This is a genomic window from Streptomyces sp. NPDC003016, assembly GCF_053591455.1.
On record NZ_JBSFTV010000031.1, the window covers coordinates 76,454 to 97,193 of the forward strand.

At 67.9% G+C, this 20,740-nt stretch carries 17 protein-coding genes; 11 read left to right on the forward strand and 6 right to left on the reverse strand.

Annotated elements, in window-relative coordinates:
* Window position 1 precedes the first annotated feature (1 nt).
* Window positions 2-1,855, reverse strand: a complete 1,854-nt coding sequence (locus ACWDZ4_RS25195) for an ABC transporter substrate-binding protein (protein ID WP_451510655.1) — start codon at window positions 1,853-1,855, stop codon at window positions 2-4.
* 355 nt (window positions 1,856-2,210) lie between these two features.
* Between ACWDZ4_RS25195 and ACWDZ4_RS25200 the strand changes: the two genes are divergently transcribed.
* Window positions 2,211-2,837 carry a hypothetical protein gene (locus ACWDZ4_RS25200; RefSeq protein ID WP_451510656.1) on the forward strand — a complete coding sequence of 209 codons (627 nt, stop codon included), beginning with the start codon at window positions 2,211-2,213 and terminating at the stop codon, window positions 2,835-2,837.
* A 70-nt stretch (window positions 2,838-2,907) separates the two neighbouring features.
* On the opposite strand, the gene ACWDZ4_RS25205 is transcribed toward ACWDZ4_RS25200, so the two are convergent.
* The 4 genes from ACWDZ4_RS25205 to eccE all read right to left on the reverse strand — a co-directional run bounded on the left by ACWDZ4_RS25205 (window position 2,908) and on the right by eccE (window position 8,364).
* Entirely contained in the window at window positions 2,908-3,141 is a 234-nt protein-coding gene (locus tag ACWDZ4_RS25205; RefSeq protein WP_451510657.1) for a DUF397 domain-containing protein, read from the reverse strand.
* Between the two features lie 120 nt (window positions 3,142-3,261).
* Entirely contained in the window at window positions 3,262-5,988 is a 2,727-nt protein-coding gene (locus tag ACWDZ4_RS25210) for an SCO5717 family growth-regulating ATPase (RefSeq protein ID WP_451510658.1), read from the reverse strand.
* Between the two features lie 205 nt (window positions 5,989-6,193).
* Window positions 6,194-7,033: a hypothetical protein gene (locus ACWDZ4_RS25215; protein ID WP_451510659.1), complete on the reverse strand. Its 840-nt coding sequence runs from the start codon at window positions 7,031-7,033 to the stop codon at window positions 6,194-6,196.
* A complete protein-coding gene (gene eccE, locus ACWDZ4_RS25220) occupies window positions 7,033-8,364 on the reverse strand; it encodes a type VII secretion protein EccE (protein WP_451510660.1) in 1,332 nt (443 codons plus the stop codon). Before eccE ends, ACWDZ4_RS25215 begins: the two co-directional genes overlap by 1 nt.
* 311 nt (window positions 8,365-8,675) lie before the next feature.
* Between eccE and eccB the strand changes: the two genes are divergently transcribed.
* The 7 genes from eccB to mycP (ACWDZ4_RS25255) all read left to right on the forward strand — a co-directional run bounded on the left by eccB (window position 8,676) and on the right by mycP (ACWDZ4_RS25255) (window position 16,030).
* Window positions 8,676-10,265: a type VII secretion protein EccB gene (eccB, locus tag ACWDZ4_RS25225; RefSeq protein ID WP_451510661.1), complete on the forward strand. Its 1,590-nt coding sequence runs from the start codon at window positions 8,676-8,678 to the stop codon at window positions 10,263-10,265.
* Between the two features lie 206 nt (window positions 10,266-10,471).
* Window positions 10,472-10,783 (forward strand): WXG100 family type VII secretion target, encoded by a 312-nt coding sequence (locus ACWDZ4_RS25230; protein WP_451510662.1) that lies wholly within the window; start codon window positions 10,472-10,474, stop codon window positions 10,781-10,783.
* Between the two features lie 47 nt (window positions 10,784-10,830).
* The gene (locus tag ACWDZ4_RS25235) at window positions 10,831-11,115 is read left to right on the forward strand and encodes a WXG100 family type VII secretion target (RefSeq protein WP_451510663.1); all 285 of its coding nucleotides are present in this window, start codon (window positions 10,831-10,833) and stop codon (window positions 11,113-11,115) included.
* A gap of 220 nt (window positions 11,116-11,335) precedes the next feature.
* Window positions 11,336-12,616 (forward strand): type VII secretion-associated serine protease mycosin, encoded by a 1,281-nt coding sequence (gene mycP, locus ACWDZ4_RS25240; RefSeq protein WP_451510664.1) that lies wholly within the window; start codon window positions 11,336-11,338, stop codon window positions 12,614-12,616.
* A 26-nt stretch (window positions 12,617-12,642) separates the two neighbouring features.
* Window positions 12,643-12,984 (forward strand): hypothetical protein, encoded by a 342-nt coding sequence (locus ACWDZ4_RS25245; protein ID WP_451510665.1) that lies wholly within the window; start codon window positions 12,643-12,645, stop codon window positions 12,982-12,984.
* A gap of 44 nt (window positions 12,985-13,028) precedes the next feature.
* A complete protein-coding gene (locus tag ACWDZ4_RS25250; protein ID WP_451510666.1) occupies window positions 13,029-14,609 on the forward strand; it encodes a hypothetical protein in 1,581 nt (526 codons plus the stop codon).
* A gap of 161 nt (window positions 14,610-14,770) precedes the next feature.
* Window positions 14,771-16,030: a type VII secretion-associated serine protease mycosin gene (mycP, locus tag ACWDZ4_RS25255; RefSeq protein ID WP_451510679.1), complete on the forward strand. Its 1,260-nt coding sequence runs from the start codon at window positions 14,771-14,773 to the stop codon at window positions 16,028-16,030.
* A gap of 315 nt (window positions 16,031-16,345) precedes the next feature.
* Here the strand turns inward: mycP (ACWDZ4_RS25255) and ACWDZ4_RS25260 are convergent, their stop codons facing one another.
* The gene (locus ACWDZ4_RS25260) at window positions 16,346-17,104 is read right to left on the reverse strand and encodes a transposase family protein (RefSeq protein ID WP_451510667.1); all 759 of its coding nucleotides are present in this window, start codon (window positions 17,102-17,104) and stop codon (window positions 16,346-16,348) included.
* A 301-nt stretch (window positions 17,105-17,405) separates the two neighbouring features.
* Between ACWDZ4_RS25260 and ACWDZ4_RS25265 the strand changes: the two genes are divergently transcribed.
* Genes ACWDZ4_RS25265 through ACWDZ4_RS25275 form a run of 3 tightly spaced genes read left to right on the forward strand, consistent with a single transcriptional unit; the run spans window position 17,406 to window position 20,274 of the window.
* Window positions 17,406-17,744 carry a hypothetical protein gene (locus ACWDZ4_RS25265; protein WP_451510668.1) on the forward strand — a complete coding sequence of 113 codons (339 nt, stop codon included), beginning with the start codon at window positions 17,406-17,408 and terminating at the stop codon, window positions 17,742-17,744.
* The gene (locus ACWDZ4_RS25270) at window positions 17,741-18,928 is read left to right on the forward strand and encodes a WXG100 family type VII secretion target (protein WP_451510669.1); all 1,188 of its coding nucleotides are present in this window, start codon (window positions 17,741-17,743) and stop codon (window positions 18,926-18,928) included. The genes ACWDZ4_RS25265 and ACWDZ4_RS25270 overlap by 4 nt, the downstream gene beginning before the upstream one ends.
* Window positions 18,925-20,274, forward strand: a complete 1,350-nt coding sequence (locus tag ACWDZ4_RS25275; RefSeq protein ID WP_451510670.1) for a hypothetical protein — start codon at window positions 18,925-18,927, stop codon at window positions 20,272-20,274. The genes ACWDZ4_RS25270 and ACWDZ4_RS25275 overlap by 4 nt, the downstream gene beginning before the upstream one ends.
* Window positions 20,275-20,740: the final 466 nt, after the last annotated feature.

Here is a 20,740-nt window from a genome sequence, read left to right on the forward strand (position 1 = left end):
ACTACTCACGGTCTTCCGCGGTGGAGCGGCGGCGCAGGGCGACGAAGATCCCGAGGCCCACGGCGAGGACGGCGGCCGCGCCGATGCCGACGACGAGACCGGTGGAGGAGCCGCCCTCCCCGGAGGTGTCGTCGACATCGGCGGGCACGGCCGACCACCAGCTCCAGTAGCCGTCCTGGCCCCAGAGATTGCCGCCGGACTCGGGCATCGTCGTGATCGACTTGATCTGGTCGGTACGGTACGCCTCGACCGCGTTCGGATACGCCATGACATTCATGTAGCCCGTGTCGTACAGCCGCGACTGCATCCGCTTGACGATGTCGGCGCGCTTGGCCTCGTCGTACTCCGCGGTCTGCTGTGCGTAGAGCTCGTCGAACTTCTTGTCGCAGATGAAGTTGTCCGTCGCGCCGGTGTCCTCGGGCGTGGCCGGCAGCGCGGCGCACGTGTGGATGGAGAGGACGAAGTCGGGGTCGGGGTTGACGGACCAGCCGTCGAAGGCCAGGTCGTACTCGCCGGCCAGCCAGGGGTCGGAGACGTTGTCGAGGCACTCGACCTCGAGGCCGATGCCGAGCTCGCCCCACCACTCCTGCAGGTACTTGCCGATGGCCTTGTCGTTCGGGTCGGTGGCGTGGCACAGGATGCGGAAGTCGAGCGGCCTGCCGTCCTTGCCGACGCGCTTGCCCGCGCTGTTCTTCTTGTAGCCCGCCTCGTCGAGGAGCGCGGCCGCCTTCGCCGGGTCGTACGCGACCTTCTGGTCGGCGGACGGCTTCCAGTGGTACGCCGAGAAGCGCGGCGGGATGTAGCCCTCGCCCTCGACGGCGTGGCCCCGGAAGACCTTGTCGATGATCGTCTCGCGGTCGGTGGCGGCGAAGAGGGCCTGGCGCACCTTCCGGTCGAGCAGCGCGGGGTGGCCGTCGCCGAACTTCCTGCCGTCCTTCGACCTGGCGCCCGGGTTGGTGGCGAGCGCGTAGAAGCGCCGGCCGGGGGCGTCGTTGACCTTGATGTTCCTGGCCTTCGCGAGGGACGCCGCCTGGGCGGGGGTGAGGTTGGCCGCGAAGGACACCTCCCCCTTCTGGAGCGCGGCGACGGCCGCGTCACCGTCCTTGTAGTACTTCAGGACCAGCTCGTCGAACTTCGGGGCGCCGCGCCAGAACTTCTTGTTCGGCTTGAGCTCGACGTACTGGTCCACCTTGTAGTCGGTGAGGACGAAGGGGCCGTTCCCGACGACGGGGAACTTCTTGTCGTTGTTGAACTTCGAGAAGTCGCCGACCTTCTCCCACGCGTGCCGGGGGAGGATCGGCACGTCGAGCGCGGCCATGGTGGCCTGCGGCTTCTTCAGCTCGATGACGAGCTGGGCGGGGCTGGGGGCGGTGACCTTCTTGAAGTTGGCGACGAAGCTGCCGTTGGCGGTGGCCGCGCCCTCGTCCTTCATCATCGTGTTGAACGTCCAGGCGGCGTCCTCGGCGGTGGCCTGCCTGCCGTCGGACCAGCTGGAGTTCTCACGGATGGTGTACGTCCACGTCAGCTTGTCCGGCGACGCCTCCCACCGGGTGGCGAGGCCCGGGACCGCGTGGTTGTCCTTGACGTCGTAGTTCGTCAGGTTCTCGTAGATCAGCCGGTGGACGCTGGTGGAGACCAGGCGCTGGGCCAGGAACGGGCTGAGGGAGTCGACGCTCTGCGAGACCGCGACGGTCAGCGTCCGCTTGGCGTCGGCCTGCGCCGCCTTCGCCTGCTGCGGCGCGGGGCTGAGCGGGGTCGCGGCTCCGGCGGCCAGGGTCAGGGCGGTGGCTCCGGCGGCCAGAAGGGTTCGGGTGCGGGGGCGTTGCCGGGTACTGCGCGGAATCTCTGTGTCCATGGGACGTGACCTCGCGTCATGACTCGCACGGGGAGCGCGTGTTGATCAATGAGCTCCAGCTGGTGAAGCGAGGTTTATCAGCGCCGGTCCGGCTGCGTCAACGATGTGCCAAACCCCGCGTGGACTGCGGGAATACCGGACTGATCGACGTGGGGCCGCACGGCGGAGACGGTACGGCCCTTCATTGGTCCAGACCCTTGTCGCCCCCCTGCTGAGGGGCTGGCGGAGCCTGCGGACCGGCGGGGGAGGTGTGTCCGGCCACCGTCCGTGACGCGGATGCCCGAAGCGGCGCCGTACGTGGCCCGTTTGGTACTTTGGTCGGATCCATCTCTCTGCCTCCCCGGGGGACCCCGTCTTGAGCCAGCCCTGGCAGCCCCAGTACAACCCGGGCAACCAGCCCCCCATGCCCCAGCAGCCTCCGGGGCCGCCCCCGGGATTCGGCGCTCCGCCGTCCGTCCCCGGGCAATTCCCGATGCAGCCCGGGTACCCGTACCCGGTTGCTCCGTACGCGCCGTACGGACAGCAGCCGAACAGCGGGAAGCCGGTCGCCGCCTTCTTCCTCGGGCTGCTCGTCTCGGTCGGTCTGGCCTCGCTCTACAGCCTGGTCATCTACGCCTCGTACGAGGACACGTCGCAGGATGTGGCGCGCGTCCTCTATGTGGCCCATGCGCTTCTCAACGCGGCTGCTGTCGGTACCGTGGTCGGCCTTCTGGCCCGCGGCCGTATCGGCGCCCACATCGGCGGGGCCGTCGTGGCCATGCTCGGCGCCTTCTTCGGTTACACCAACGGCGTGGCGCTCATCTTCACCGACGTAGGCGGAATGTCCGCGTTCTCGAACATGATGGAGGACGACCCCCTCACTCCGGCCAAGGCCTGGTGGGGCAACCCGAGCGACCCCGAGCTGATCTCCCTGTTCGGTCTGCTGGCCGCCGGAGCGGTGGCCTGGGGGATGGCCTCCCTCATCGGCCGACGGCGCCGCTGACGAAACGAACGACGCCACAGCACTGCGCCCCGCCGGAGCTCGTCCGGCGGGGCGCGGTGCTGTTCAGCGCTCAGGTCAGATCGAACTCACCGTCGCGCGCACCGAGCACGAACGCCCGCCATTCGGCCTCGGTGTACCGCAGGACGGTCTCCGGATCCACGGACGACCTCATCGCGACGGCCCCCTCGGGCAGATACGCGATCTCGACGCGCTCCTCGTCCTCACTCGTGCCGGGGGCGCTGTGCCACTCGACGTCGGAGATGTCGAGGGCGTACAGCTTTTCCTTCTCCTGTGCGCTCCCCATCAGTCAAACTCCCTTTCGGCAACGGCAGCACGTCGTTTCGGGCATCTTAGGCCGACTCAACGTGCCGTGCGCATAAGCACCTTGTAGTAACTCACCCGCACGGGGGACGAACCCCGCGTACTACTGGGTCCAGCCGGGGCCGGGCTGTTGCTGGTGCTGCGGCTGAGCCGGAGGCTGCTGCGCCGGTGGCTGCTGCTGCCAGCCCTGGCCCTGCGGAGGCTGCTGCATCTGCTGCTGCCAGCCCTGCCCCGGCGGGGGAGCGGCGACGGGCGGTTGCTGCTGGGGCGCGTACCCCTGCGGGTGCTGCTGCGGGACCTGCTGCTGGGCGGCGAAGCCCTGGCCCTGCTGGGTGCGGGCGATGTCCTCGGCGACGAGGGCCGAGAGGTGGAAGTACGCCTCACGGGTCTTGGGGCGCATCATGTTGAGGTCGACCTCGGCGCCGGCCGCGAGGTGTTCGTCGAAGGGCACGACGACGACGCCGCGGCAGCGGGTCTCGAAGTGCGCGACGATGTCGTCCACCTTGATCATCTTGCCCGTCTCGCGGACCCCGGAGATCACGGTGAGCGATCGCTGGACGAGATCGGCGAAACCGTTCGCGGAGAGCCAGTCGAGCGTCGTCGAGGCGCTGCTCGCACCGTCCACGGACGGGGTGGAGATGATGATCAGCTGGTCGGCGAGGTCGAGGACGCCGCGCATCGCGCTGTAGAGCAGACCGGTGCCCGAGTCGGTGAGGATGATCGGGTACTGCCTGCCCAGGACGTCGAGCGCACTGCGGTAGTCCTGGTCGTTGAAGGTCGTGGAGACCGCCGGGTCCACGTCGTTGGCGATGATTTCGAGCCCCGACGGGGCCTGCGAGGTGAAGCGGCGGATGTCCATGTAGCTGTTGAGCTGCGGGATCGCCTGCACCAGGTCGCGGATGGTGGCACCGGTCTCGCGCCGCACGCGTCGGCCGAGGGTGCCGGCGTCCGGGTTGGCGTCGATCGCCAGGATCTTGTCCTGGCGCTCGGAAGCGAGCGTGGAGCCGAGCGAGATGGTCGTCGTGGTCTTGCCCACGCCGCCCTTGAGGCTGATCACCGCGATCCGGTAACAGGACATCACCGGCGTGCGGATCAGCGCCAGCTTGCGCTGCCGCTCTTCCTCCTCCTTCTTGGCGCCGAGCTTGAAGCGGGACGGGCCGGAGTTGTTCTTACGGGCCTTGGGCTGGTTGCGCAGCAGCCGGTCGGAGGAGAGCTCGACGGCTGCGTTGTAACCGAGCGGGGTGCCGGGCGCCGCCTGCTGCTGGGGGGCGCCGGCCTGCGGTCCCGCCGGGGCGGTCCAGCCCTGGGAGCCGTAGGCGGGCGGGGCCGCGGGGTGCGGCTGCTGCTGGTACGGGGGCTGCTGGTACTGGGGCTGTTGGGCCGGCGGCATCTGCTGCTGCGGCTGCTGCGGCTGTACGGCCTGCTGCGGGGGCGCGGGCTGTGCGACCTGCGGGTAACCGTAACCGGCCTGCTGGGGCGGGTAGGGGTAACCGGCCTGAGGCTGCTGCGGATGTGCGGGCTGCGGCTGGACCGGCTGCGGCTGTGCGGCCTGCTGCTGGGGCTGGGGGTAACCGGGTGCGGCCTGCCCGCCCTGCGCCGGGTACCCCGGGTGCTGCTGGGGGGCGGGCTGCTGCTGCACCGGGGGCAGCGGCTGGGCCGCGCCGAAGGTGCCCTGCGGGAGGGGCTGGTGCTGCGGTTGAGGCTGCTGTTGCTGGGCGAACGGCTGGGGGTAGCCGTACCCGGCGGCCTGTGCGGCCGCGGCCTGCTGGTCGGACTGCGCCGGCTGCTGAGGTGCGCCCTGGACCGGCTGCGCGGGCTGGTAACCCTGCGGCAGCGGGGGGAGGCCCTGGGGGTCCTGCGGAGGCGTACCGGCGTGAGGCGCGGCGGCCCGCGGAGCGGGCTCGCTCTGCGGCTGGGCCTGCGCCACCGGCTGGGGTCCGGCCGCGGCGGGCGCTGCCGCCGCGGACCCGGCCTGCTCCTCGGCACCGGACGAGCTCTCGCTCTCCGTTTCGGACCGAGTGTCCGTTGCCGAGTCGGCGTCCTCCTCCGCACCGGACGCGGCCTCGGAGCCACCCGGCTCCGCCTCGCCGCCGCGCTCCTGCGTCGGCTCCCCGACGTCGTCGGCGTCGCCGAACAGCGCTGCCGCCTCCGCGTCGGCAGCGGCGTAGTCCGGCTCGGGGGCCGGCTGCTCGGGAGCGGGCTGCTCGGGGGCGTTCGCCACCGGGACGGCGGCCTGCGGCGGGTTCGCCTGCGCGTCCTCGTCGACCGGACGCAGTACGGGGAAACCGGGCGCGGGCGCGGCGGGCGGGGGCGCGCCGGCCCCGGCCGACTGGGCCGGCGCCTGCTGCTGCGGGTATCCGTAACCGCCCGGGGCGTCCTGACCCGGCTGGGGCACGCCGGGCGCGGCCTGCTGCGGCGGCGCAGCCGGTCCGGGCTGCTGCGGGTATCCGTACCCGGCGGGCGCGGCCTGCTGCGGATACCCGTACCCGGCGGCCTGCTGAGGCGCCGCCTCCGGGGGTACGCCCGGTCCCGGCTGCGGCGGAAACCCGTAGCCGCCCTGCGCGTACGGCTGCGCCTGCGCGGGGACCTGGGGCGCGGGCGACCCCTGCTGCACGGGACCGCCCGCCGGCCCCGGCGGCGGCCCGGCCGGCGGCGGAGGCGTCTGTCCGGCGCCCCCCTGCCCGCCCTGCGCGGAGCCACCCCGCGCGCTCTGGTCGTACCAGGCAGGAGGCTCGTAGACGATTTCGAACTCGCCGGTGAGATCCAGCTCGCGGTCGTCCCCGTCCGAGGACTGGCCGCCGCCGTCGTACTCGGACCGATCCCTGTTCACTGCTTTGCCTCCTGGTCAGCCACTGCTGCTGAATGCGTCGTCGCGGTCGGGCGGATGGGGTGGCGCGTCCGACGCCGCTGCGACGTTCACCGCATCACCAGAACACTAATCTTTCGCCCCACGGTACGGAAAAGCGCCCTTGCGTGCGGACCGGCTCCGCTGCTCCTCCGGCGACCGTGCCCGGCCGACGCCCAGGCAGGGGTGCTCAGTCCAGGCGGCGGGCCATGCCGAGCAGACCCGTCTCCGCGTCCGTGGGCTCGGTCATGACGTACTTGCGATGCTTGCGCGTGCACCACAGGGTGACGTTGTCGGAGAGCGTCGGCAGCATCTCCAGATGCTCGGCCGGAACGCCCAGGGTCTCCCGTACGACCTCGGTCTCCTGGGGCGAGATGCGCTGGATCCCGACCAGCTGCGCCTGCATCAGCCAGCGCGGCGCGTGCTCGCCGACGAAGGGCAGCACGGTCACCACGGCCTGCCACGGCAGGGACGTCACACGCCCGCGCGGCGGGCGTACGCCGCAGTCGCGGATCAGCACCACCGGGCTGGAGACCGACGGCCCCTGCGCGGGCACCCGTCCCACCGGGTAGACCGTCATGCACTGCTGACCGCCGCCCGCCGCCTGGGCCAGTTGCTGCCAGGCCTGCGGGCGGCCGGTTTCGACACCCACGCGCGCGCCCGTCGCGGCGGCGCGCAGCGCCAGCACCTGGGCCAGCCACAGGCCGCCCACCACGACGACGTCGAAGGGGGTGGGGCGGGCCAGGCCGAGCACCGCCGGCTGGGACTCCGGGTCGGTACCGATGATCACGCCGTCGTCGCCGATCGGCACGCTGATCGCCGCGATCTCCTCGGCGGTGACGACATGGCGGTTGCGGCGCGGTCCGCGCAGCCCGAACCCCGGGCTGAAGATGCGCCGTTGCTGCTGGGGCGCGTCCGGCCGGACGATCGGGATCAGACCCGTGTCGGTGGGCGAGGCCACGTGCGCGGGGGTGCGGGCGGGTTCCTGGCCCCGCTGCCCCGGGTTCATGGCCGGTGTGGGGTAGGACATCAGGAGGTACCTCCGAGAGGCAGGGTGGCGAGAGCTCCGGGGACCTGTTCCCGGTCCAGGCGCACCAGGCCGACCTTGGACGCGCTCGCGGCACGCTCCAAGTCCCGCCGGACCTGGCCCAGTTCGTTCTCGCCGCGGCCGGTGATGCGCACATGCCCGGCGACGGAGACGCCCCGGCTGCCTGCCTTGCTCAGCGTCATGCTGAACGTCGTCGCGAGCACGGGCAGCGAGGTGAACTGCGTGATGAGCTGCGGCAGTGCGACACCGCCGTCCCCCAACTGCGGCCAGCGGGAGATCCAGTACGTCGAGTGCCACCGGTCGTCGACCCGCCAGCTCCGTACCGACTCGACCGTACGGCGCTGAGCGGGCCGGCCGTCCTGGCCGTGCTGCGCGTTGGCCCGCGGGTTGAGGCAGCTGGAGGTCGCGAGCGCCTGCACGAGCTCGTTCTCGTCGAGGATGGTCGCCTCGAAGCCGGCCCCGGCCAGCCGGCTCGCCAGCTGGTCCGCCACCCGCAGCAGCGCGCGCTGGGCACCGGCGACACCGTCGCCGCGCGCCTCCACCGCCTCGGGACACAGTTCGGGGTCGAGCTTGAGGGCGACCCAGGTGAGCCGGAGCGCGGGGGAACCGGCCCGGGCCTGGAGGGGTCCGTACGACCGTGCGGCGACGGACTGCGGGGGCAGGTGCGGCGCGGGCGCCGGCTGGGTGTGCTGCACCACCTGTGCGGAGGCGAGCCGGATGCCGTCGACCTCCAGGGCGTCCTGGACCAGCTGGAGCGGCAGTTGCCGCCCGGCGAAACCGGGGCGCAGCGGTTCGTCGCCCGGCTGCACGAAGAGCACCGCGGTCAGGAACGACCCGTCGCCGATCATGCCGATCGAACGGTCGTCACGGGAGACGAAGGTGTACGTCCGCAGGGCGGAGTCGCACTCCACGGTGGGGGCCAGCAGCGGGTCCGTGCCGGGCGGGACGGGCAGCTTGGCCTCGCGCCGGCGGCGCTTGAGGGCGCGCGTCGTCTCGTACCACTCCGGCAGCGGCCGGTGGTGCCGGCGCACGATCGCCAGGAGCAGCAGCAGCGCGGCCACGGCGCCGGCCGGGGCGAGCAGCCAGCGCTCGGACGTGACCCAGGCGGCCAGCATGACGGCCGCCGCGAGCTCCACCAGAATGAGCTGCTGCAGCCGCAGCGGACCCATGCCGCCGGGGTGGGGCAGCGTACGCGGGGCCGCGGTGGCGGGAGTGGTGGTGGAGGTGGGAGCCGGGGATGGCGCGGATCTGCGGCCACGGCCCGGTTGCTGCTGTGCGCGGCGTCCGCGCCGAGTGCTCGTAGCGCTGGTCATCCCCCGGGAGATCCCTTTCGCGAAGTGGTGGCCGTCGTCCATGGAGATCGCCGGTGGAGATCTCAGCGACGGGGCCAGGGGCCACAATTGCCCACGTCAGTTGTGCGAGTGGTCACGGTACCCGCTGATGAACACGGGGCGACACAGGTCCCGGGCTACGGACACGGCACAGGGCTGTGAAGATGCGGCGGGGACCCCGTACCTGGTGGATCACGGTCGCGCGGCGCAGTGCATAGTGGTTGCCCTGCCCAGCTGAAGCAGCCTCACGCACGATTCTTCTTCACGCACGACCACACGGGAGAGCCAGGACCATGGCAACGCGTCGGGATGAGCTCGCCGCCTATACGTTCGCTCGCAAGCGCACCGTCGCAGCGTTCCTGGCGCCATCGCCCGGGGGATCGGACGAAGGCGCGCCGCGTCCGGTCCGTACCGTGATGCCCAGCCTGGCGGTGGGCGTGGTGCTGGTGGTGGGCTTCATCGCCTGGGGTGTGCTCAAGCCGTCGGCGCCCAAGGGGTGGGACACCGTAGGCGAACACATCATCGTCGACAGCGACTCCACGACGCGTTACGTCGTGATCAAGGACAAGGGTCCGAACGGCAAGGAAGTGCCGACGCTGCACCCCGTCCTCAACTACGCCTCCGCCAAGCTCCTCCTCGACAAGGGCAAGGGCACCGTCATCGAGGTCCCCGGCAAGGACATCGACAAGAGCGGCATCCCGCACGGCGCGACGCTCGGCATCCCGTACGCCCCCGACCGGCTGCCCACCAAGGACGACGCCGAGAGGGCGAAGACCTGGGCGGTCTGCGAGCGCCCCGCCCCCGGCTCGAACACCTCCATCGACCGTGCCGTCTTCGTCTTCGACGACGACGACGCGAAGTCGGTCAAGAACACCACGGGGAAGGTCGACGCGCGTGAGGCGCTGTACGTCGTCGACGCCAGGACCAGGATCGAGTACCTGGTCGACGGAGAGGGCAGCGCCTTCCAGCTGGGCGGCACACCGCGCCTCGACGACACCACGATGGAGCAGCTGCGTGCCGCCGTCATCGGCACGGCGGCCGAACCCCAGCCGGTGAGCACGGAGTGGCTGCAGACCCTCAACCCGGGCGGCGTCATCACGTTCCCGACGATGCCGTCCATCGGCCTGCCGACCGCGGTCGAGGGGCTTCCCGCGGAGGCCGGGACGGTGGGACGGGTGCTCAAGGCACAGGACGCCCAGGGGGACAAGTACTACGTCGTCCTGAGGGACCAGGTCGCCGCCATCACGCCGTTCGTCGCCGACCTGCTCAAGCACTCGCCGTCCGCGAAGCGGGCGTACGGAACCGACGAGATCGCCGACATCAAGGCCGAGACCCCCGACATCATCGCCGCCAACGGCGGTCCGGCGGACAGCTTCTACGCGGACAAGGGCTGGCCGCAGACCGTCCCGCAGCAGGCCAACTCCGCGACGACGGCGACCGGCGCGGCCCGTACCACCTCCTGCAGCGTCTACAGCGGCACCATCGGCGCGGACAAGAAGCCGAAGCTCGCGGCCTGGGCCGGGTCGACGTACCCCAAGAAGGTCATCGCCGATTCGCTGAACGCCTACGTCTCCTCCGGCTCGGGGCTGCTCTTCCGGGAGGTCAGGGGCGCGGCCCAGGGTGGCGGCGCGACGTACCTGCTGACCGACACGGGCCTGCGCTACTCGCTGCCGACGAACAACGACAGCGCGGCGGACAAGAGCGGCGAGGCGTCCTCGTCCTCGCCGTCGCAGGGCGAAGCGAGCGAGACGGACAAGGCGCGAACACGTCTGGGATACGAGAAGGTGTCCAGCCCCGCGGTCGTCCCGCAACCGTGGGCGAAGTTCATTCCGAAGGGCCCCACCCTGGACACCGGCAGCGCCGCGCAGCCGCAGAGCCAGTGAGGTCAACGAGCTTGCGTGCGGCCCGACTTGGACGCTCCCGATCACGGATTCGCCGCACGCATGTGTGAAGTCTGTAACTGATGGTCTTCGCATATGGATGTGCGACAGACGGACGATAGAGTGCTTGCAGCGCTCATTGATATGACGCTTATCCGGGGAGTGGCACAGGCTTCCCGGACCATCAACGACATGGGGGAAGGTTCACCATGGCCGGGCAGTTTCGGGTAACAGAAGATGAGCTGACCAGGCTCTCGAGCCAGATCACCACGGTGAATGGCCAGCTCCAGGGCGAGATCCGCCGTCTTGGCGGAGTGATCGACCAGGTCGCGGGCGGTTGGCAGGGCCAGGCGGCCAAGTCCTACCACGAGCTCCAGAACCGGTGGAACGAGGAGGCCAAGAACATGAGCGCCATCCTCGAGGGGATCAAGGAAGCCGTCGACTCCACGCGGAGCAACTACACCGCTTCGGAAGAGCAGCAGAACGCCGAAGTGAGCAAGATCATGTCCGACTTCGGCTGATCAACTCTCTCCGAGTTCCTGAAACTTCTTCCTGAAAGGGAGCGACGATGTCGATTCTCGTCAATTACGCCACCATCACCAACGCGTCCACGGACGTGCGCAACACCGCCAACCGCATCAAGCAGCAGCTCGACGACGTAGAGGCCGCGGTCAAGCGCGTTGCCACCACCTGGGAAGGCGAGGCGCAGGAGGGTTACCAGCGCAAGCAGCGCGAGTGGGACCAGACCGCTGCCGCCCTTCACGCGACCCTGATGAAGATCTCCGCCGCGCTGCAGAGCTCGGCCGAGAACTACCAGGCCACGGAGAAGAGCAACGCCAACACCTGGGGCTGATCCGCACCCGAGGTGAGATGAGATGGGCCGGCCCGGCCGATGCCAGCCATGGTGTCCGCTGGGCCGACCCACTTCCGGGTGCCGCTGAAGAAGGCCCCGGAAGCACCACTGTCAACACAAAGAAAACTTCAACCAGAGCCACAGTCACAGCTGTAGCTACAGCTACAGCTACAGCTGCAACTCGGCTTCGGTGGAAGCAAAAAGTCTGGGGAGCCTGATCATGGGGGTCCTGACACCCCGTCCGCGTACGCGCACGAGTGGAACCCGCGCACTGCAGCGGGTCTTTGGCGTACTGGCGGTCACCGGGGCCTGTCTGGCATCCGCCCCGCCGGCGCTCGCCACCGGCCCGGCCCCCACCCGCCTCGCAGACGCCGGCAACCCGACGTTCGGGCTGTCCTCCAGCTCCGAGTGCGTCTTCGGCGGCGACATCATAAAGTCCACGCCGTGGTCGCTCCAGCGCGTACTCCTGGACCAGCTGCGTGAGCAGGCGACGGGCAAGGGCGTGACGGTCGCCGTGATCGACACCGGTGTCGACGACAAGAACCCCCAGCTGCGCGGTGCGATGGCCGCCGGCGGCAAGGACTACGTCGGCAAGTCGGGCGACGGCACCGAGGACATCGAGGGCCACGGCACCCGGGTCGCGGGCATCATCGCGGCCCGCGAGATCCCGGGCACCGGCTTCGCGGGCATCGCGCCGAAAGCCAAGATCCTGTCGCTGCGTTACACCGGCGCGGAGGAGAAGCAGGGCAATTCGAGGACGATGTCCGCCGCGATCCGCGACGCGGTCGCCAAGGGCGCGGAGATCATCAACATCTCCTCGGACACCGCGAACAAGCAGGACAACACGGAGCTGCGGAACGCTGTGGAGGCGGCCGTGGACGCCGGCGCCCTGATCGTCGCGGCCTCCGGCAACGACGGCGCCGACGGCGAGTCCGCCAACACGTACCCGGCCTCGTACCGGGGCGTCCTGGCGGTGGCGGCCTCGGACCGCAACGACGAACGCGCCTTCTTCTCGCAGGCGGGCGACTTCGTGGACATCGCGGCCCCCGGCGTCAGCATGGTCTCGACCGTCCCGAAGGGCGGCCAGTGCACGGCGGACGGCACGAGCTTCGCCGCCCCGTACGTCGCGGGCGTAGCGGCACTGCTGAAGGAAAAACACCCGAGGTGGTCTGCGGCCCAACTCGCCACCCGTATCCAGGAAACAGCCCAGCGCCCGGGCCGCGGCCCGAACCGCTACCTGGGCTGGGGCGTAGTGGACCCGGTAGCCGCCCTCTCGGACGACTCCGCCCCAGGCACCCACCCGGAACCGGACCCACCGGTCAAGGCGGGCGCGGGCGAGGTCATCCCCATGGCGGTGACGATGGGCGAGACGGAGGCGGAGCAGGAGCGCCGGGTCGCGATGTACGTGGTGGGCGCGGGCTTGTTGCTGGTGCTCGTGGCGAGCGGCAGCGGCGTAGCGGTACGGGACTGGCGGAACAAGCGCGTCAGGCAGTCAGGTTAAGAAAACAGGGGAGAGGACAACGGGGTATGAGCAACGGAATGCGGGTCGATCTGAGCGCACTGGATGAGGTCATCCGGAAGCTCAATGGCCTTCTCACGGACATGGAGAAGGCGAACGGCAAGGCGAAGTACGAGACGACCATCCCGAGCAGTGCCTTCGGTAGCGAGAAGTTCCTGGAGTCGAACGGCCTCCACGACGCGCACGAGAAGCAGAAGGCCCGGATCGAGAAGATGATCAAGGGTCTGCACGAGTTGGTCGATGAATTCGGCAAGAGCGCCTCGAAGGTCAGGGACAAGTACACCGAGCAGGAGCACGCCAACAAGCAGGGTGTAAGCGCTGGCTCCGGCTCCAAGAGCTCGGCCTACTAAGCAGGTTGCTGGAAATCGGTCTCTGACGGAAAGGATGTTCGAAGATGGCGTACGTACCGCCGCCCACGCCTGCGCAGCTTGAAGCTCGGCAGAAGGCTGAAGAGCAGCGCATCAAGGACAAGCACGACGAAAAGCTTGAGGAGCAGCACAACGGGGGGATGGGGGGGCCGGATCGATCGCAGATCGACACCCCCTTCATGAAGATGGGTATCCCCGAGCTGCGCGCGATGATCCTGGACTCGGACCCGGGCAGGATCTACGAGGTCAGTCAGCACTGGAAGTCTGTCCACAACATCCTCTCCGGTGGCGACGGTGACGGGAAGAGTGGAGGGGTGGACAGCGTCTCCGCCAAGGACAGCGTCGTCGGCATGATGAAAGCGGCCGTCGAGAACGTCCTGGAGCACTGGGAGGGCGAAGCAGCCGAAGCCTTTCGCAAGAAGGCCAATGGGATCATGCAGAAAATCCAGAACGGTGCTGCATGGGCCAATCACAACGCGGCAGTCATGGAGGCTGTGCAGAAGGACCTGCGGGCCTCCAAGGAGAAGATGCGGGACGTCAAGGTGCCTTCTGGTTGGTCCAGCGCCTGGGACAGGATGTGGGACGACGAGCGGGACGACGGGCAGCTACTGAAGGACATCAACAAGGGTGTCAATACGGATGCCGCCCGCGAAGCGAACGCCGACTCTTTGTCGCAGGGCAAGGAAGAGCAGCTGAAGGGGGTGGCGATTATGGAGCAGCTGGCGGTCAACTACAAGGCTTACTCGAAGCCTCCGCAAGTTGACGACACACGCGACCCCTTCCCAGCTCCGCCCACCAACAACATTGAGATGCCTCCTCCCATCTCGATGCCGACTCCTTCGAGGGGTGGCCCAGGCGCGGCGGGTTCGGCTCCCAAGCCGTGGAGCGCTGGCGGGACTAGCAAGATCAGTGCTGCGCCTCAGGTGCCTCGCGCCAAGGGAATTACGGGGGGTGCGCAGCTCCCAGTGGCGAAGACGAACGTGGACAGTATTTCTCCCGGGCTGACGGGAACAGGCCCCTCCGTAGGTTCCGGCGGAATCGGGCCTGGCGGTAGCGGCGGCGGTACCGGTGGTGTGCAGGGTGTTATCGCCTCTGGAGGGCCTGGTCTCGGCACTGGTGCGCGCACCGGCATCGGTGGTGCGGGACGCGGCGGGATCTCTCCCGCTGGGCGCAGCGGCATCGGAACCCCTGGCGGCCGCGCCGGCCTGGTTGGCGGTGCGGGCGGCGCAGCAGCCGGGCGTGGTACGGGAGGCCGGGCCGGCATGGGTGGTATGGGCGGTGGCGCCGGAGCTGGCGCTGCGGGCCGAGGCGGTGTTGGTGCTGGTGGCCGAGGAGCCCTCGCGAAGGCTCGTGGCGGCGTGGTCGGCGCGGCCAAGGCGCCTTCCGGTAAGGGCGCAGGCACAGGTGCGGGCCTCCACGGCAGTCGAGGTGGATCGCAGCGCGGCGGCATGGCAGGCGGTATGGCCGGTGGCATGGGCCGAGGCAACGGCAGGCGCTCCGAGGAAGAGAACAGCCGGGGCGAGCGTCCCGACTACCTGGTCGAGGATGAGGAGACCTGGGTCTCGGAGGAGGACCGCAAGCGCAACGTGCCGCGGAACATCGAGTAGGCACACAAGCGGTCCGGATGGCAAGCTGCCGACGGTTCGCGCATGCGGGCTGGCGTAACCAGTCGTAGTTGAGTGAGGAGCAAGGAATGGGTGCCAAGCGAGTCTGGTCCACGGCGGGAGTCGTGGCGCTGACAGGAGCCTTGCTCCTCACTTCAGCCCCAATGGCCTCAGCAGATCCTGTACGGGACAAGCAATGGGCACTCAGGGTGTACGACGCGGAGAAGGTTTGGGCGACGTCCCAGGGGCAGGGTGTCACGGTTGCTATCGTCGACTCGGGCGTTGACGCCAGTCATTCAGACCTGACTGGGCAAGTGCTACCGGGGAAGGACTTTGCTTCCGGTGGGGATCCTCACCAAGATGACAGTGGACATGGCACGGGAATGGCTAGCCTCATCGCCGGTCATGGGCACGGCGTAAACAATTCTGCAGGGGTTGTTGGCTTGGCGCCAAAGTCCAAAATTTTGCCGGTGCGGGCTAGTGATGGAAAATATATGGATAGAGCGGCTTGGCCTGAAGGGGTCCGCTATGCGGTAGATCAGGGCGCAAAGGTAATCAATCTTTCGTTCAATGATGACGGCGCTTATCCGGGCTCAAAGGGGGCTAAAGCTATTGCGTACGCGCAAGAGCGCGACGTCGTAGTCGTAGCGGGTACGGGGAATGACGGGGCCACTGTAAACTACCCGGCCGCCCTTCCAGGTGTGGTTGCTGTGACTGCCATTGATGAGTCCCTCACGTTCTGGGATGAATCGAACTCCGGTAAGGGGGTCACTCTTGCTGCCCCCGGGGCAGGAATCCTGCGAGCGGACCCCGACCGTGCAGGCGGCTATTCGGAAGCAAGCGGCACATCTGACGCCACCGCCTACGTCTCTGCCATCGCCGCCTTGGTCCGTTCCAAGTACCCCGATCTCACAGCGGGCCAAGTAATCAACCGCATGATCAAGTCGGCCTCATTCCTTCACCACGGCGACCTCAAGGCGCCGGACGATGAGTACGGCTACGGGATCGCCCGTCCTGGGTCGGCCCTCACGATGGATATCCCCAAGGGCCCGAAGGAGGGCCCTCTCGCCCAGGCCCCGTCCTCCACGACCACGAATTCCGGTAAGGAATCCGAGGGCAACGGCAGCTCGGCGAACCAGGCCAAGAAGAAGTCCTCCTCCAGGGGCATCCTCGTCATCGCCGGCGTCGCAGCCGTAGTCGTAATCGGCGGCATCGTCTTCGCCGTAATCCGCAGCCGCCGCAGCCGCGGTAATGACGGCCCGGGCCCCGGTGGCCCCAACGGAGGAATCTTCCCGTCGGGCATGGGCTACCCTAACCAGCCCTCGTACCCCAATGCCCAACAGCAGTACCCCACCGCTCCTCCGTCGCAGGCCCCGCAGCACCCCAATCCCTACGCTCAACACCCCCCGAACCAGTGTCAGTAAGCCGGATTACAGAGAATGAGCCTCGTCCTGTGGCAGGCAGTCGCGGGACGGTGGCCCCCTGCCGAGGGCAGGAAGAGCAGCAACACGCATGCCTGGCTGTTACAGGGTCGAGTTCGACGTGCCCAACCACCTCGCGACTCGGCTGGGCGAGTGTGCAGACGACATGCGGGCCGTGATGAAGCTGCTGAAGGATATCGGGCCGATGGGTGGTTCCGGATTTGCTGAGCTGGAGAAGGCCTGCGACGACTTCCAGGACTCGTGGGAGTAAGGCATCGGCCTGATCGCCGATGCCACAGGTGGAGTGACTGAGCTCTTTCAGCGTTGCCGTTCCAGGGTGAGGACGGCCGCGGCGATTGACGACATTCGATTCGGGCTGCACCGGGCTCTGCGGAAGATGCGCCAGGATTTCAGGCGGGCCACGCCCCGCTCCACCGGTGCCCGTGCCGCCGGGAGCGCGCGGTTGACCGTGCGCTGGGTCGGTGTGAGGTCGCGGCCTGGTGGGCGTCTGAGGGGTGTCGTCACCCACGGACCGGCTCCCATGTAGGCGCGGTCGGCGAGGACGGGGATGCCCTGGTGTTCGCAGATCGGGATGATCCGGATGATTCGGTGGGTGCGGGCCGCGGTCAGGTCGTGGGCACGGCCGGGCAGTGCGGGTGAGATCCATAGCAGCCGCTCGACCGGGTCGGTCACCACCTGCACGTTCACCCTGTGTCGGCGGTGCTTGTGCGAGTAGTCGGCCCGGCTGTCGCCGACTCGGTCGCACTCCGCGAGGGTGCCGTCGATCAGGACGTAGTCGGGGTCGGTTTCGCGCAGGGCGCGCAGCAGGCCGGGTGCGCGGTCGGCGAGCAGGTCGACGACGGCTGTGGTGTGGGCGTGGGCGGTGCCGATGGAGATGCCGAAGCCGGCAGCGAGCTGCGTGAGGGTGTCGTGCCTGCGTAGGTGCACCAGGCCGACCAGGGCACGCTGGTGCGGCGGGAGCTTGCAGCGCCGGTCACCCTCGCGGGTGACGATGAGCATGGTGACCCACTCGACCAGGGCATGGGGCAGGTCGAATGCGGCAGGACGGGGAACCAACGTGGCTCCTGGGCCGATGAGTCGAGACGTCGAACACCTCCCTCAACGGCACGGGAGCCTCGCGCGTTGCAGACGCCGCCCCCTTCACCTGATCAGTGACCACTCTGAAAGAGCTCAGTAGGACAAAACCATGTCCTGCTTGGTTGTTGGTCGTTGGGCAGGTCACAGGGGTACGCGGTGAGGGTGGAGCGTTCCATACGCGTCGTGGGTCGGGCGTGGGCCGCAGACCTGCTCGGCTCATGCCTCAAGGTCCCGCTGTAAGCGATCCTTCTTGGTCGAACGATGCGAATGAGAGTTGCAAGTGGCTGGCGACGCACCATTTTACGAACAGGACGCATGTAGAAAACTCGCTCGTGAGTTTGAGCACCACGCGTATGATTTACGAGCACACCTGAAAAAATTCGTAGACGAAACAGGAGAAGAGGCGATTTCCGACGGATTTGGCCTCCTTACAGAATCCGATGAGGTGAGAAATGCCTACATCGAGTACTCCACGGACGCCGCTGATGCCATGCAGGTAGTGCACAAGTATTTGGATTCCGTCGCTGATGCTCTGAGAAAGGTCAACCGTAACACTGAAGTGACTGACGAGGGTGTTGCGGCGCTTTTTGGGGGAAAAGGCGATGGGGGTAAGAAGTGAGTGGCAGTGAGTCGGCGACCGAGGAACTTGTTGAGCTTGGAATCGAGCTCGTAAATCCTGGGGGTAGGCCTGAGGAGTTGCGGCAGGCAGCCAAGGCGTGGCGTCGGCTGCAGTCCGACCTCGCGGGCCTCGACGGCTTGCTGAAAGCCCTTGACAAGCGCGTTGACGCCGTAGTGGGGACCACCTGGCGCGGTCCCGCCGCTGAAGCATTCAAGAGGCATTGGGGAGAGGTAAAGGCGGAGGTCGGTAAGGCGACGGAGCAGTACGACGAAGTTGCCAGGCAGCTCGACGAAGCCGCCGACTCCATTGAGCAGATCAACTCGGAAATTCACGATATTTATATCGAGATCGGCGTCTCCATCGGTGTCGGGGTGGCTCTTTCATTCGTGACGCTTGGTCTCGGAAGCGCAGCCGCCGCGACGAACGTTGCCAGGCTGGCCGGTCAAGCGATTCGTCTCTCGGAACAACTCGGCCGACTGTTGCACAGCATTGCCGCAGCTATGCGCAGCTTTCAGCGATCAGGGAAGCTGGCCAAGCTCCTGATGGACTTCGGCATCAACTGGGCCGGGAATACATTCGGTGCGACCGTGGGCGCGGGGGCGTCAGCCGACGGAGTCGATGGAGCGGGACTTTACGAGGCTACCTGGCAGGGAGGCGTGGCATCCTTTGTCGGCACGCCCTTGGGGATGGCCGGGGCAGGAGGGGCGCGCTACTTAATGCGAAACCGTCGTACGGCGGGATTTGGCATGCTTGCTGCGGAAAACATGGCGGGTGGCGTAGTGGGCAATGTCAGTGGCGGGCTCGCCGTCGACAAAATCTCACAGGACCGTGGTGAAAAGCCGGAGTGGCTGAAGAACGTCACGGTGAATGCCGCAGGCGGTGCTCTCGGCGGAGTAGGTTTGGGAGCTGTGGGTCACCATCGCCAGCAGGGTGGGGTGGATGGCTCGTTCACTCCCCCCGCCGACTTCGACGCCACACGGTTGCCCGGCGGTGGCCGGCGAGGAAATGGCCCGCACTTCGCCATCGACGTGCCGCTGGGTGGAGTCGGCGCCGCTGCCGCGGGAGTGGGCGGGGAGGTGGTCGCCCCGGACGGCTCCACGGACAAGAATTCACCGCAGAAGAAGGCCGAGGCGAATCCTCAGGCATCTCCCCGGCAGCGTGACATCAGGGACGACTTCGGGTGAGCGGAAAGCCCCACGCGCTCGCGGTGTGCTTGGCGATGGCCGGTCTGGGGATTCTGGCTACGGTCGCCCGAGTCTGGATGCGGCAATCCACTCCGCTGCCCCGGTGGGATCTGTTCATTTGCCTTGGGCTGGCCGTTGCCGGTCTCGTCGGAGCCCTGGTAATTGTTCATCGTGGTCCGTATCCCAATTCGGGCGGAGCGGGTACACGTAAATACTGGTGGCCGGACCACCACACGGGCATTATCAGTTTCGGGCTTTGCGTCTGGATCATTCCCGTATCCCTCGTTTCTCATGCGGTGATCTCACCGTCGCCGCAAGCCTGGAAGATGGTGGATGCCGGGCATACGATTCGCGCGTTGGAAGTAGAGAAGGTTCTGTCTTCGGAGGTCGTGAGAAGTCAGAAGACAAGTCATTACTCCTCCGACGTTCAGGTATCCGTACCCTTCGATCGAGGAGACGAGCCGGTCGAGGACTCGTTTGCTTCCGATTCACGCGCAGAGATCGGTGACCGGGTCTGGGTGCTCTACGCGCCGTCTTCGCCCGCCCTCGGCGCGTTCGTCGATGGTGACCGAGACGCACTGGAGTCGCAGATCGGAGGACCGGCAGACACTTCAATGGTGGTCCTGGACCTCTGCTGGATTGTCTTCTTTCTGGTGCTCTTTCCGCTGGGCCGTGCGCGCGCCGGTCCCCTCACCAGCATCAGGATCGCCCTGAGAGCAGGCCAATTACGTTCCCTCTCCGTCACCGTGGTCGACGTACGAGCACAGGCGGACGAACGACCGCCGAGGGAATCCACGGTGGGGCGGTTACAGCCTTGTGTGCGGATGGCAGGCGCGGACGCAGGTGTTCTGGATCTGTACGTGGCTCGCATCATCGACCCGGCGAGCTTGAGCCGTTGCCTGGCAGGCAGCCGAGCGAGGCTCTACTGGCGGCCGTCGGCTGACCACCTGAAGTACGGAGCGTCGGTCGGTTATGCGGTATTGGTCTTGAGCGGCCGGCGCTACATCATGGGCTGGGTGGAGACTGCCGACGGTTCGGACATGCCGGAAGGAGCGTTCGTACCTGCGGCTGAGGAACTTCCCGAGGGACGTGACCTGCGCGCGATCCGTACGTTTCCCATGTGGGACCCGGCGCTGCATGCTTCTGGTCTCTACGCGCTGCTGATCAGCCTGTTGGCATTGGCGACCATGACACTAGGGGTAGGTACTTTCCTGACGGTTGTGCTGTCCGTTGTCGCGTTCTTTTCGCCTCTGGTCGCGCGGGGGATTTTCTCGGTCCTCCTCACCGAACGTCTGGAGAAGTTCCTCCCGAACGAGGAGAGGGCCGGTGACCCGCGCCAGAGCTGATGAGGTGAGAGATCGGTATCAGAGTCCGCCACCAACATGGTGAGAGCCGATACCGCCCGGTCCTTGCGGACAGCAGTCGGCTGAAGTTGGCATGTTGCCTGCCTGGGAGGCGGGGGAGGTGGGGGAGGCGAGAGCCCCGATCACCATTCCTGCACGGAAGCCGCACGGGGGCAGGGGCCTTCGCGTTGGCGCACGCCATAAGCTGTTGGGTGCCAAACGGGGAGGGCTTGTCCGGAGGATGTCGTGCCGCACCGTGTGCGCCGGCAACGCATAACTTCGTCGTACGTGGGCCGGAACGCCACTGCTGCCGCATGCGGTTGGCCGCTCATCGTCCCCCTCACCGGAAGCATCGCGCGAGAGGGAAATGATGTCCTATTCGACGCCGCCCGGAGGCCCGGGCAGCGCCAGTACCCCGTACGGGCAGCAGCCACCGCCCCAGCAAGGGGGCTGGCAGTACCAGCAAGGG